The organism is Ilumatobacter sp. (genome assembly GCF_039969435.1).
Lineage (GTDB): Bacteria > Actinomycetota > Acidimicrobiia > Acidimicrobiales > Ilumatobacteraceae > Ilumatobacter_A.
This window is the reverse complement of sequence record NZ_JBDVNU010000009.1, coordinates 409,954-422,989: the sequence shown is the minus strand read 5'-3', so window position 1 is coordinate 422,989 and position 13,036 is coordinate 409,954. Positions and strand designations below refer to the sequence as shown.

Sequence of the window (13,036 nt, the reverse complement as noted above, 5' to 3'; positions counted from 1 at the left end):
TCGTTCGGTGAACGCTCGGTTTCAGGCGTTGCACAGCTCGCTCGTGCCGGTTGCATTCGAGATGGCCGACCCGCCGGCCCACACCGTGAGGAGACTGCCCGTGGAGATGAACGAGTTCCTGAAGGCGATCCCGAAAGTGAGCCTGCACGTGCATCTGATGGGATCGGTCCAGGCCGCCACAGCGGTCGAGTTGTGTCGCAAGCACGGAGTGGCGCTGCCGGACTTCGACGAGCCGGAGGATCTCTACGACTACGCCGACATCTACGAGTTCCTCCACATGTACGACAACACGGCGCTCGGCGTGATCGATCGGGACGACTTCGCGCGCATCGCGTACGAGACGCTCACCGAGGCCGCCGAACACAACGTCCGCTACCGCGAGATGTCGTTCAACCCGACCACTCACATGGCTGCGGGAGTGAGCTACGCAACGTGCGTCGACGGACTGATCGACGGCATCGATGCGGCACGCGCCGATCACGGTGTCGAGTGCCGGCTCATCGCAGCGGTGAACCGGATGGAGAGCCCGGACCTCGCGGTGTCGATGGTCGACACGATGCTCGCCAACCCGCGGACCGAGGTGATCGGCATCGGGATGGACTACGCCGAAGCCGGGTTCCCACCCGAAGGATTCTGGAAGGCGTACAAGCTCGCCAAGGACAACGGGTATCACCTGACCGCGCACCAGTCCGAGGATGCGCCGCCGCGCAACATCGAGACGGCACTCGACCTGCTCGGGTGCGAGCGTGTCGATCACGGCTACCACGTCGTCGAGAGCGAGGAGATCATGAAGCGGTGTCGCGACGACGGCGTGGTGTTCACCTGCACGCCGGTGTCGACGTCGTGGGTGTACTTCGGCGACGACCACGCGAACCATCCGATCAAGCAGATGCGCGAGTTCGGACTGAAGATCAGCCTCGACTGCGACGATCCACCGATGTTCAGGACCGATCCGACCAAGGACATGATCCTGGCGCACGACCACATGGGGTTCGAGGTCGAGGACTTCCGTCAGTCGATGTTGAACGGCATCGACGGCTCCTGGCTCGACGAGCCCGAGAAGCGTCGGATGCGCCGTGAGTGGGCCATCGAGTTCGATGCTCTTGCGAACGGGCTGACCTGACGAGAAGGCTTCGGATCCGGAACGATGGCGCTCGCGACGCGGCTCATCCGCCGAACAGCGAGTCGACCTCGGCCCTGAACCCGGCGACGTCGGTCGTCATCGCGCACTTCCACGGAGCGAAGCCCTCGGGCACGTTCTGGACCGAGCCCTCGCCCGCTCGGTCGAAGAACGGCTGACGCCGATCGGCCACCGTGGCGCCCCATGCAGGGCCCGGGGCCGTCTGTACGGCGAGGGGCAGGACCGGACCGTCGACCAGTTCGGGACGCACCGCCACCATCGCCGCGAGCAGGTCGTGGCAGGGGCACTCTCCTTCGATGCAGAACGCTCCTCCGAAGCGCCGGTAGAAGCGCAGCGGTTCACACAGGAAGCGAGCGGCGGCATTGCGCTGCTCCTCGACCAGTGCGAACTGCTCGCCGGTGAACGTGCCCGTGTGCGTGACGTCCAGGCCGACGAGCGTCGCGTCGGTGAAGCCGGCGGTCACCACTCGCTGCGCTGCGGTCGGATCGTTGGCGATGTTCGCCTCGCCGATCGGCTGCGCGTTGCCGCACGAAGCGATCACCCCACCCATCACCGTGATCGACTTCGTCGCGGCCACCAGCGAGGGGACGTCGTCGAGAGCGTGAGCGAGGTTGGACAGCGGGCCGAGCGTGAGGATCTCGAGGCTCCCCTCGTGCGCGGCGGCGAGGCGGGAGATGAGCTCCGTCGCCGTCTCGGTCCCCGGCAGCGTGACCGGCGCCGGTCGGTTCGTGTCGCCGAGGCCGTCGGCGCCGTGGATGAAGTCGGCGGGGCGCATCGCCGGCGCCGGTCCGTACGGCACGGTCGCACCCAGGGCGATCGGGATCCCGGTGCTGCCGTGGGCCTCGAGGACCCGACCGATGTTGGCCGCAGCGACCTCGGTCGCCACGTTGCCGTGGACGACGGTGATCCCGACGATCTCCACGTCGTCCCGGTCGAGGAGCCACCACACGGCAACGCAGTCGTCGATGCCTCCATCGGTGTCGACGAGCAGCGGTCGGAGTCCTTCGGCCATCTCGACAGGCTGTCACGTGAGGCGGGCGACCATCGCCTCGCCGAGACCGCGGCATCGTGATTTCACACCGACGCAACACTGGGTCAACAACCGCTTCGTACCGTACGCACGGTGCTCGTCTCCGAGATCCCGGCACTGCGCTCGTACTTCCACCCGGTCGCTCGCTGCACCGACGTGGCCGACGACCCGGTGCGTGTCGAGTTGTTCGCCACCGGTGTCGTGCTCTGGCGCCCGACGCCGGACGGCCCGATCTCGGCTGCCGTCGACGAGTGCCCGCACCGTGCTGCTCGACTGTCGCAGGGCTGGCTCTCCGAGCCCGATTCCGACGGCATCCGCTGCGTCGTGTGTCCGTACCACGGGTGGGAGTACGCCGCCGACGGTGCCTGCACGAAGATCCCCCAGAACCCGCCCGACCTGCCGATCCCCTCGCGTGCCCACCTCGACCCGGTCCACTGCGAGGAGCACTACGGCCTCGTGTGGCTCGCACTGGACGAGCCGTGCGCACCCGTACCCGATCTGCCGGCAGCGTCGGACCCGGACTTCGAACTCCGCATCGAGTTCGTCGAGGAGTGGGACGCATCGGCGCCGCGCATCGTCGACAACAGCCTCGACATCGCCCACGTCGCCTGGGTCCACCGTGGCACCATCGGCGACCCCGGCCAGTCCGAGTTGTCGCCGTTCACCGTCGAGCGACACGACCACGGCCTGACCTTCCACCTGCAGTACCACACGCGCCTCGACGACGTGCAGCGTCGCAACCTCGGCATCGACGACGAGTTCGCCACCCGTGACACGTGGGTCGACCTGATCCAACCGCTCGTGTTCGCGGCGCGCCTCTGCTACCCGAACGGCGTCGAACACGTCCTGTTCAAAGGGGCGACACCGATCGACGATCACCGCAGCGTCTTCTGGCAGCTCAGCGCCCGCAACGACCGTCCTGACGAGGAGCGGTGGGCGACGATCATCGGGATGGACCGGGCGGTCACGAACGAGGACCGGCCGATCCTGGAGGGCATCCGCAGTGACTTCCCCGTGACGGTGAGCGACGAGATCCACACGAGGAGCGATCGCATGACGGTCGAGTACCGCCGACTCTTCGGCGAACTCGCCGGTCGCTCCGACGTCTCGCCGAACCGTCGAGTGCCCCTGAGCATCGTGTGAGTCGTGGGACGGTGGACAACCTGTCGCCCGGGCTCGAACACGGCTGGCATCCGGTCGGCCTCGCCGGGGCCGAGCCGCCGTGGCGACTCCTGGGTCGGGAGTGGACGAACGCACACTCCGTGTGCGACCGGTTCGGGCTGCGATGGGTGGCGCCGTTCGAGCCGCGGGCTCCGCTGCCCGAGGTCGCGGAGGACGACGATCCGACGATGACGCGGATGATCGCGCCGGTGGGGGTCTGGCGTGCGGGTGCCGCGCAGATGGCCGACAACTTCGCCGACCTCGGTCACCTGCCCTTCGTGCACGCCACCTCCTTCGCCGACCCCGACGAGGCCGAGGTCCCCCGGATCGTCCCCGTGGTGACCGAGACCGGCTTCTCGATCGAACATCGCCACCGCACGATGCGACTGCACGGGGACGGGACGGGTCGCCGGCGGATGGTGATCGAGGTGACCGCACCGTTCACCGTCGTCCTGCGACTCGAGTACCTCGACGACGACGCCGTCGTCACCACCTTGTTCGCGCATCAGCCGGTCGACGGAGACACGACCGTGCTGTGGGTCGTGCTGTGGCGTGACGACATCGTCGACGGCCGCGCCACCGTCGAGGGCGCGATCGCGTTCCAGCAACTGGTCGCCGAGGAGGATCGACGGATCGTCGAGGCGCTCGACTCGAACGCGATCGCCCTCGACCTCACCGTCGAGGTGCACACGCTCGCCGATCGGCCGACGGTCGAACTCCGTCGACTGCTCACGCGTTTCCTCGCCTGAGCAGCCGTCGACCGGCCGGCGGGCGAGATCCTCACGCGTCGCTCGGCACCGGTCCGAAGAATCCGACGATCGACGTGATCAGTCCGCTGTCGTCGAAACGGGCGAAGTCGGTTCCCGTCACGCTGACGGTGCCGTCGGCTGCGACGAGGTCCCACTCGTATCGGGCTGCGTCGTGGTGAGTGTCGACGGCGCTGGTGCGGCGGAAGGTGTGGTCCGCGAACTGCGATTGGACAGCGGCGAACATCGCGTCGATGCCGTCGTGGCCGGCGCCGCCGAGCGGCGGATCCGTCACGGTCGCGTCGGTGGTGAACACCTCGACGATCAGGTCGCGCCGTGTCGACGCGTCGGACTCGCCGTAGGCGGCCAGGTAGCGGTCGATGACGGTCGCAGCCGGGGTGGTGGCAGCGGCGGTGGTCGTGGTGGAGGTGGTGGCGGTGATGTCGGTCATGAGGGTTCCCTTCGATGGTGCCCGGGACGATCCCGTGCACCCGCCACGATGAACGGTCGTCCGCTCGACTGCTACTACCCGTCGGGTAGTGAGCCGCATCGCCACCACTCCCTCCGAGCCACTCCCTCCGAGCCACTACCTCCGAGCCACTACCTCCGAGGTAGTAGCCGCCGTGCCGCCCGCTTCGTACTGTTCTCGCATGACGAAGACCGATGTCGGCACCCTCGTGCGCCACTGGCGACACCAACGGTCGCGCAGCCAACTCGACGTCGCCTACGACGTCGGCGTCTCACCGAAGCACCTGAGCTTCGTCGAGACCGGCCGGTCGCGACCCAGCCCGGAGCTGATCGACGCGATCGGCGTCCACCTCGACATTCCGCTCCGCGAGCGCAACACGATGCTCCTCGCCGCCGGGTTCGCACCCCGTTACCGGCACACGTCGCTCGACGATCCGTCGATGTCCGGTGTCGCCGAGTCGCTCCAACGCCTGCTCGACACCCACGACCCCTACCCCGGTCTCGTGCTCGATCGTCACTGGAACGTCGTGCTCGCCAACCGTGGCGCCCGCGCTCTCGCAGCGCTGCTGCCCGAACACCTCGCCGGGCCGCCGATGAACGTGTTCCGGGCCAGCCTGCATCCCGACGGTCTCGCCGCCCACACCCTCGACTTCGATCGGTGGGCCACGCACCTGCTCACACAACTCCACCGGCTCGTCGCCGTCACCGGTGACCCCGGTCTCGTCGAGATCGAAGGCGAAGTGATCCGCTACCCGAACATCGTCGAACTCCTGGCTCGCACGGACTGGTCGGCCGCCACCGGAGCACCCGAGCTGCTGATCCCGTACCGGCTCGACCTCGACGGCATCGAGTTGTCGATGTTCACCACGCTCACCACGTTCGGTACTCCCCGAGACATCACCCTGGATGAACTCGCCGTCGAACTGTTCTTCCCCAACGACGCGGTCACTGCCGACCACTTCCGACGATCACCGACGACACAGGAGCACACGTGACGACCGCCAGCGACGACCAGCCCAGCGACGACCCGACCGCATTCATCCACGCAGCCATGCCGCTGTGCGCGACGCTCGGCGTCACGGCCGGGGTGCTCACCGCTCAGCGAGTCGAGCTGTCGCTCGACTGGTCGGAGGAACTCTGTACGAGCAACCACGTCCTCCACGGTGGTGCGGTCATGGCGCTCGCCGACTCGGCGGGAGGGGCGGTTGCGTTCCTCAACCTCCCGGAGGGGTCCGTCGGCACCTCGACGATCGAGTCGAAGACCAACCTGCTCGGCGCCGTGCGGGACGGCACCGTCACGGCCACGGCGACGCCGCTCCACGTCGGATCGACCACGATGGTGATCGAGACGGAGGTGCGTCAGGGTGATCGGCTCGTCGCCAAGACCACCCAGACCCAGACGGTGCTGCGTCCGCGACCCTGATCACGCGACCCTGGTCGGTTGCCGACGGCGCCGGCGGCCGTGCACCGGTCAGGTCAGCCAGGCGTCGATGCCGGCGACTGCCGAGGCCTTCACGGAGTCCGGCGCACCGCCGCACTCGATCGACGACCGCGCGATCGCGGCCATCTGCTCGTCCGTGCAGCCGATCTGCTCGCGACACAGCACGTACTCGTCGAGCAGACCGGGGCCGAACAGCAACGGGTCGTCGCCGTTGATGCTGCACCGCACACCGGCCTCGAGGAATTGCGGGAGTGGGTGACTCGCCAAGTCGGGCACGATGCTCAGCAACAGGTTCGACGTGGGGCACACGTCGAGGCAGATGCCGGCATCGGCGATCCGTTCGACGAGCCCGGGCATCTCGACCGAGCGCACGCCGTGGAGGATCCGGTCGGCGTCGAGCACCTCGATCGCCTCGACCACGTGATGTGGACCTTCGAGTTCCCCTGCATGCGGAGTCGACTGGAGGCCGTGCTCCTTGGCATACGCGAATGCTTCCGCATACGGCGTGCCGGGGTGGCCGACCTCGTCGTTGTGCAGCCCGAAGCTGACCGCCCCGTCGGGGATCATCTCCACCGCCATGTGCGCGAGTCGCATCGCCTCCTTCGACGAGTCCTTCACCCGGTCGACCGCCGGCATGTATCCGATCGCCAGGCCATGCCGCTCCGCTGCGGCGTTGAAGGTCGACATCACCATCGCCCAGCACTCCTCGTCGGAGTGGAAGCGGTGCCGGTAGTGCCCGGCCCAGAACGTGGCTTCGAGATACACCGCGCCGTCGGCCACCTGGTCGGCACAGATCTCGTCGGCGATGCGCGCCCAGTCGTCGGGTTCGCGCAGCACCTCGGTGGCGAGTTCGTAGGTGGCACTGAACGCCGTGAACGACCCGTAGTTCCCGATCTTCGGGACGTCGAGGTCGTACTTGGCCGCCAGGTCTGCCAGCGTGTCGCTGCGCATCCCCGCCTCCAGGTGCAGGTGCAGGTGCGCCTTGGGGAGCGTCGCCAGGTTCCTCGTGCCGTCGCGGGCGGATTCGATGTCGGTGAGCAGGTCGTTCGTCATGTGTAGATCCCCGGTTCGGGTTGCCAGCCGGTCAGCAGGTGCCGACCGATCTCTTCGTGTTTCCAGTCGAGTGGGTCGTGGAGCGACAGTGTGCGTGCGTTGCGCCACCAGCGGTCGAAGCCCGCGGCCGCACTCGCGGAGCGCGTGCCCATCAGCGCATGGATCTGTGACGTGGCCGCGATCGCAGCCCTCGACGCCGACGCCTTCGCGGCGTAGATCGGAACGGCGAGTTGCGTCCGGTCGATCTCGCCCTGCTCGAAGCGATCGAGCAGGGCGCCCGTGGCCATCGTCGAGTGGTACGCGGCGACGAGGTCGGCCGCGAGTTCGCCGCACAGTCGCCGCACCATCGGGTCGTCGGTGGCCGACTCGACGCCGGCCGAGGGCCAGGGCCGAGAGGAGTCCGCCACGAACGGCAGCGCCGACCTGATCGCACCGAGCCCGATGCCCACGAGCACGGCGGCGAACCCGGCCTGGTACCGCAGCGAGTTCTGGAGCAGCGGCGCCCGCCCGGGGATGCTCGCCTGGGCCGCCAGCGGTGCGATCACACCGTCGAACGTGATGGTGCCCGAGTCGGTGGCCCGCTGGCCGAGTGCGTCCCAGTCCCGGTGCACGACCATGCCGCGTGCTCCTCGCTCGACGAGCGTGAGGCGGAACCCGAGCAGCGGGTCGTCGGCGATGCCGGGCGCGGTCGGGTCGAACGCCCACACGGCGACCTCGTCGGCTTCGGCTGCACCGGTCGTGTAGATCTTCGTCCCGTCGATCACCCATCCACCGGCACCGTCGGCGTCGTGCGGAACGACCGTCGTCGTCCACGGCGTGTCGACCCGCTTGCCCGACTCGGCCACGGCGAGCCCGAGCACGTGGTGATCGTCGACGATACGGGTCGCCAGCGGGGCCCGGAGTTCGTCGGGGCAGTACACGAAGATCTCCCGCACCAGTTCGTCGTGCACCTTGAACACCTGGGCGACGGCGGAGTCGGCGGCAGCCAGGCGGACCTGGGCTTCGAGGCTCGCCGCGTGGCCGGCGCCGACGCCTCCGAACTCCGTGGGAACGGCGAGCGCGAGGAGCCCCGCTTGCTTGAGTGCGTGGATCGCTCTCGTCGGATACCGGCCGGCCGCGTCGTGCTCGACGGCGAGTGGAGCGACGACCTCGTCGATTGCAGCGTCCAACCGGACCAGTACCGCGTGTTCCCCCGGCGCGAGTCGAGGGGCGGGCACGGCCGCACCGAGCAGGGGGATCAGCTCGTCGGTCCGTACGGTCGGCGTCGCATGGTCGGAGATCGCGTTGTCGGCGTCGGAGGCCGGGTCGGTGACGGTCATGGCATGGTCTCCAGTTCCGGTTCGGATCGCGCGCTCGCCGGATCGAAGTGGCGGTGGACGTCGTGGACATGCGTCGGGCATCGGCAGCAGACCACGTCGACCTGTTGGGTGAGGACGACGTCGCAGAACTCCTGGGCAGCCACGTCGATCAGGCCACGCTCGGTCAGACCGAGATCGGGCACGCCGGCCAGACCGACGAACGCCATGATCATGAACGGCGCATGGATCACGCATCCCAGCGATGCCGCCGCGGCGTCGACGCCGTCGGCCAGGTCACGCACCACCTCCCACGGCTGATCGCTCATGATGCCGGCCACGGGGAGCGGGCACTCGCCGATCACCTCGCCGTCGGCGACCGCCACGTAGCCGCCCCCGCATGCTTCGATCGCTCGCACCGCGCAGGCGATCTCCTCGTCGGACGTGCCGATGACGACGATGTTCTGGTTCTCGCAGTTCGTCGACGCGGCCAGTGCACCGCGCAGCAGCCCGAAGCCGCGTACGAATCCGACGCCGACCGTCTCGGTGGCGTGGTGTCGATCGACGATCGCGACCTTCGCGACGTCGTTGGTCGGGTCGCAGCGCACCGTGCCGTCGACGACAGGGAGCGAGCAGTGGAATGCGCGCTTGAAGTAGCCGTCGTACATCTCCACGGCCTGGATCCATGCGGTGGGTCCTGCAGCCGGGACGGCGAACGACGACGCGTCGAGCGAGGGAGCGAGTCGGATCGTGTCGAACGCCCAGGAGGGCATCGAGTCGGGATTGTCGAAGAGCGGCTCGCCGTCGACTGCCACCGTCGCACCACCGACCATCACGAGCACGGGGCGGCCGGCCGGGTCGGGGTCGGCGACCCGTTCCACGATCTGCAGGTCGGCGAGACGGCCCGGGGTGATCGACCCGGTGACGTGGTCGAGGCGGTAGTGGATCGCAGCGTTGAGCGACGCCATCCGCACGGCCTGGATCGGGTCGACCCCGCATGCGACCGCCTGGCGGACGTGGTGGTCGATGTGACCTTCCCGATCCAGGTCGACCACGTGCTTGTCGTCGGCGCAGAAGCAGATGTGACCGAATGCGTCGCGCAGCATGTCGAGGTCGGCGAACACGTCGGGGCAGTTGTCGTTCATCGAGCCGGCCATCGCCGTGATCACCATTCCCAGCCGCAGGCGTTCGAGCACTTCGTCGGTGGTGACCGCGTTGTGGTCGTCGCCGACCCCGCCGGCGACGTAGGCCCACAGCGGCGGGCCGGACAGGCGCGCCGTGTGGCCGGTGATCCGCAGGCCCGCCTCGAGTGCGTGGTGCTGCAGTTCCGCCGTGAGCATCGACAGGTTGAACGGGTTGCCCTCGCCCAGGGTGACGGCGTTCGGCCGGTCGAGACGCTCGTGGACGTCCGCCGGGGCGACCACCGCGCCACCCAGCTCCATCGTCGGGAGCCGAGGAACTTCGGGCGACACCTGTTGCAGGATGCGCAGTGGCGTGCCGGTGGAACCGACGAGGTCCATCCCCCGGGTCCCGAGCACGTTGGCGATGCAGTTCGGGTCGGCGAGCAGTGTGGTGGTTCCGCGCGGCACGATCAGCCGTGCGAGTTCGCCGGGGGTGAGCATCGTGTACTCGATGTGGATGTGCGTGTCGATGAAGGTGGGGATCACCGACTTCCCGGCGGCATCGATCTCGCCCGCTGCGTCGTACACGCCGACCGGTGTCACTGCGGCGATGTGTGTGCCGGCGATCACCACGTCGCGTCGCAGCCACTCCCCGGTGTGCAGCGATGCGACCATCGCATCGCGCACGATCACGTCGCCCTGCTCGGTGCCGTTGGCGACCATCCGCAGACGCTGCAGCAACTCCGGACCGGGCAGCATGCTCGTCGGGACGATCATCGTGTCGCCTGCTCGGATCGCGATGCGGAGCCGGTCATCTCGACACCATCATCTCGACACCATCATCTCGACGCGGTCCGTTCGAGTTGGAAGCATCCAGCGAGTGACGCGGCGGCCACCTCGCGGACGGTGTCGTCCGTCCAGCCGAACTCCTCGATGCACCGCCGGTACTCACGGACGAGGTCGGTGCCGACGAACGCCGGGTCGTCGGTGTTGACCGTGACCGCCACACCGGCAGAGCGGAGCTGTTCGATCGGGTGTGATGCCATGTCCGGGTACAGGCCGAGCACGAGGTTCGACGACGGACACACGCCGAGCGTGGTGCCCCGCTCCACGAGCGCCTCGACCACCTCCGGCGACTCGACCGATCGGACCCCGTGGTCGATGCGATCGGCGCCGAGGAGTTCGAGTGCGTCGATCACTCCGTCGGGTCCACTCGACTCCCCGGCGTGCACGGTGCGCCGCAGGCCCGCCGCGCCGGCGCGCTCGAACGCCGACGCGAACCGTCGTCCGGTCCGACCGCTGAGCTTCTCGTTGCCGTCGATCGACAGCGCGACGATCCGCGGGTGACGCGCCTCGATCATCCAGTCGACCAGTTCCGCCGCTTCGGCGCCCGACTGCTGGCGCATGACCGACAGGCAGAGTCCCACGGTCGCCAAACCGTCGGCCTCGGCGGCCCCGAAACCGTCGTCGAAGGCCGAGACGAGGCCGGTGAGGTCGCCGCGCCATGAACCCCAGTGGGTCGGGTTGACGATCACGTCCGCGGCGATCGCACCACCCGCGGATGCTCGCTCGGCGTACGCGTACGCAGCCTGCGACGCGTCGTCGAAGGATCGGACGAGACCGCACGACCAACTCAGGAACTCGAGGAAGCCGTCGAAGCTGGTGAACTCGAAGAGTCGTTCGGGACTGCGTGGCAGCGCCTCGCCGGCGTTCGACGCGAGAGAGACGAGCGTGTCCACCTCGAAACAGCCTTCGAGGTGGACGTGGACCTCGGCCTTCGGGAGTGCCCGGAGTTCGTCGTCGTTCACGTGCGACGGGTGCCGCCGTCGCCGAAGCGACCCACGACGAATGCTTCGGCGGTGTTGACGAGTGCGACGAGGACGATCGACAGGACGGTCACCACCACGACTGCGGACCACAGTCCGTTGTAGTTGCTCGACGTGGTGGAGCGGAGCATGAAGTCCCCGAGTCCGTCGCCCGTCGAGAGCCACCCGTTGATCAGGGCACCGAGGATCGCAAGGGGGGCGGTGACCTTGGCCGCTGCGAAGAACGACGGAAGGGCGGAGGGGAACCGGGCCTTCACGAAGTACTGCCACTTCGACGCGTCGAGCACCCGCAACAGGTCGTGCTGTTGCGGTGTGAGTGAACGCAGCCCGAACGTCATGAACACCAGCGTCGGGAACCACACGATGATCGACACGATCACGATCGAGCCGCGGGTGTCACGGCCGAACACGTACGCGAGGAACGGGATCATCGCCACGATCGGCACCGACCGAAGGGCGAGTGCGATCGGCATGAGCGCCTGCTCGATCGCCCGTGACAGCACGAACATCATCGCCACCCCGATCGCCACAGCGGTGCCGACCACGTAGCCGACGAACGCCTGCTTCATCGTGACGTACGTGTTGTCCCAGATCTCCGAACGGCGTTCGGCGGACCGCTCGTCGCCGAACAGGTAGCCCCACACGTCGCCGGGCCCCTTGCCGACGTAGCTGCCGACGTTCACCACCCGGAGGAACACGACCCACAGCACCAGCAGCAGGACGCCCGTCGCCACGAAGGTCACCACGGTGGAGCGGACGTTGCGTACCGCCACCCGCCACGTGGACGGGGCGGTCGTGGCCGGATCGCTCCGCGGAGCGTGCGCCGTCGGGCTGCCGGTCGGCGCTGCGGGCTCGGCATCGGCATCGTGTGTCGCGATGTCGATCAGCTGATCGGTCACGTGCCCACCTCGCTCTCGACCCATGGGGTCAGTCGTCGTCCGACGAGCGCGATCGCGGCGTAGCCGATCCCGGCCAGTGCGGTGGCCAGGAGGGCGATCGCCCACACCCGGTCGGTCTGCACGTTGCGCTGCGCATTGACGAGTGCCACCCCCAGCCCGGTCTCCACGCGGCCGAGGAACTCGCCGATGATCGCACCGAGGACGGCGGCGGGCGCCGAGATGCGCAACGCGGCGAAGAACGGTGGGAGGGCGGCACGGAAGCGGACCCGACGCATCTGGTCCCATCGGCTCCCGCCCAGGGCTCGGACGAGGTCGAGGTTGGTCTGATCGACCGAGGTGAGCCCGACGATCGTGCCGACGAGCGTGGTGAGGATCACCGACAGGGCCGCCAGTGCGATCTTGGGTCCGTTGCCGTCGAGGGTCACCTGGAAGATCGGCCCGAGAGCGATGATCGGCAGCGAGGTGACGGCGACGGCGATGCGCATCGCCCAGCTCTCGAGGAACGGGAAGATCACGGCGATGATCCCGATGCAGACGGCGATCGCGTTGCCCCACAGCCAACCCCACGCCGCAGCGGAGGTCGTCGACCTGATGTGGACCGTGTACGTACCGAAGCGACTCGTCAGTTCATCCGCCACCGCTGACGGCGGAGGCATCACCGCACTGCTGTCGAACGCGAAGCGCCCGATCAGTTCCCACGCGACGAGCAGGGCGGCGACGAGTCCGACGGAGGACCACGGAATCCGGCGACGTCCACGCCGTGCGGTGCCGACCGGACCGGTCGGCTCGGACGCCGAGCCGAGGGCGGTGTCGTCGGGTTCGAGCGTGAGTGTCACTGCATCCTCCGTTGCGTCT

The 13,036-nt window shown here is 68.4% G+C and carries 13 protein-coding genes; 5 read left to right on the top strand and 8 right to left on the bottom strand.

Annotated elements, in window-relative coordinates:
- Window positions 1-7: 7 nt before the first annotated feature.
- Window positions 8-1,123, top strand: a complete 1,116-nt coding sequence (gene add, locus ABJK40_RS06050; RefSeq protein WP_348480046.1) for an adenosine deaminase — start codon at window positions 8-10, stop codon at window positions 1,121-1,123.
- 43 nt (window positions 1,124-1,166) lie between these two features.
- On the opposite strand, the gene ABJK40_RS06045 is transcribed toward add (ABJK40_RS06050), so the two are convergent.
- Window positions 1,167-2,153 carry a nucleoside hydrolase gene (locus ABJK40_RS06045; RefSeq protein ID WP_348480047.1) on the bottom strand — a complete coding sequence of 329 codons (987 nt, stop codon included), beginning with the start codon at window positions 2,151-2,153 and terminating at the stop codon, window positions 1,167-1,169.
- Between the two features lie 111 nt (window positions 2,154-2,264).
- Between ABJK40_RS06045 and ABJK40_RS06040 the strand changes: the two genes are divergently transcribed.
- Both ABJK40_RS06040 and ABJK40_RS06035 read left to right on the top strand, forming a co-directional pair.
- Window positions 2,265-3,314, top strand: a complete 1,050-nt coding sequence (locus tag ABJK40_RS06040) for an aromatic ring-hydroxylating dioxygenase subunit alpha (protein ID WP_348480048.1) — start codon at window positions 2,265-2,267, stop codon at window positions 3,312-3,314.
- An 11-nt stretch (window positions 3,315-3,325) separates the two neighbouring features.
- Complete coding sequence (locus ABJK40_RS06035; RefSeq protein ID WP_348480049.1) at window positions 3,326-4,081, top strand: hypothetical protein; 756 nt, start codon at window positions 3,326-3,328, stop codon at window positions 4,079-4,081.
- Between the two features lie 31 nt (window positions 4,082-4,112).
- Here the strand turns inward: ABJK40_RS06035 and ABJK40_RS06030 are convergent, their stop codons facing one another.
- Window positions 4,113-4,529 carry a nuclear transport factor 2 family protein gene (locus tag ABJK40_RS06030; RefSeq protein WP_348480050.1) on the bottom strand — a complete coding sequence of 139 codons (417 nt, stop codon included), beginning with the start codon at window positions 4,527-4,529 and terminating at the stop codon, window positions 4,113-4,115.
- A gap of 199 nt (window positions 4,530-4,728) precedes the next feature.
- Here ABJK40_RS06030 and ABJK40_RS06025 point away from each other — a divergent pair, with 199 nt between their 5' ends.
- Both ABJK40_RS06025 and ABJK40_RS06020 read left to right on the top strand, forming a co-directional pair.
- Window positions 4,729-5,541: a helix-turn-helix transcriptional regulator gene (locus tag ABJK40_RS06025; RefSeq protein WP_348480051.1), complete on the top strand. Its 813-nt coding sequence runs from the start codon at window positions 4,729-4,731 to the stop codon at window positions 5,539-5,541.
- Window positions 5,538-5,969 carry a PaaI family thioesterase gene (locus ABJK40_RS06020; protein ID WP_348480052.1) on the top strand — a complete coding sequence of 144 codons (432 nt, stop codon included), beginning with the start codon at window positions 5,538-5,540 and terminating at the stop codon, window positions 5,967-5,969. Before ABJK40_RS06025 ends, ABJK40_RS06020 begins: the two co-directional genes overlap by 4 nt.
- A 48-nt stretch (window positions 5,970-6,017) precedes the next feature.
- Here the strand turns inward: ABJK40_RS06020 and add (ABJK40_RS06015) are convergent, their stop codons facing one another.
- The 6 genes from add (ABJK40_RS06015) to ABJK40_RS05990 all read right to left on the bottom strand — a co-directional run bounded on the left by add (ABJK40_RS06015) (window position 6,018) and on the right by ABJK40_RS05990 (window position 13,017).
- The gene (gene add, locus ABJK40_RS06015) at window positions 6,018-7,040 is read right to left on the bottom strand and encodes an adenosine deaminase (protein ID WP_348480053.1); all 1,023 of its coding nucleotides are present in this window, start codon (window positions 7,038-7,040) and stop codon (window positions 6,018-6,020) included.
- The gene (locus tag ABJK40_RS06010; RefSeq protein ID WP_348480054.1) at window positions 7,037-8,359 is read right to left on the bottom strand and encodes an acyl-CoA dehydrogenase family protein; all 1,323 of its coding nucleotides are present in this window, start codon (window positions 8,357-8,359) and stop codon (window positions 7,037-7,039) included. Before ABJK40_RS06010 ends, add (ABJK40_RS06015) begins: the two co-directional genes overlap by 4 nt.
- Window positions 8,356-10,233, bottom strand: coding sequence for an adenine deaminase C-terminal domain-containing protein (locus ABJK40_RS06005; RefSeq protein ID WP_348480055.1), 1,878 nt, complete (start codon window positions 10,231-10,233; stop codon window positions 8,356-8,358). Before ABJK40_RS06005 ends, ABJK40_RS06010 begins: the two co-directional genes overlap by 4 nt.
- 62 nt (window positions 10,234-10,295) lie before the next feature.
- Window positions 10,296-11,264: an adenosine deaminase gene (gene add, locus ABJK40_RS06000; protein ID WP_348480056.1), complete on the bottom strand. Its 969-nt coding sequence runs from the start codon at window positions 11,262-11,264 to the stop codon at window positions 10,296-10,298.
- Complete coding sequence (locus ABJK40_RS05995; RefSeq protein WP_348480057.1) at window positions 11,261-12,181, bottom strand: ABC transporter permease subunit; 921 nt, start codon at window positions 12,179-12,181, stop codon at window positions 11,261-11,263. The genes add (ABJK40_RS06000) and ABJK40_RS05995 overlap by 4 nt, the downstream gene beginning before the upstream one ends.
- Entirely contained in the window at window positions 12,178-13,017 is an 840-nt protein-coding gene (locus tag ABJK40_RS05990; protein ID WP_348480058.1) for an ABC transporter permease subunit, read from the bottom strand. The genes ABJK40_RS05995 and ABJK40_RS05990 overlap by 4 nt, the downstream gene beginning before the upstream one ends.
- Between the last annotated feature and the right edge of the window lie 19 nt (window positions 13,018-13,036).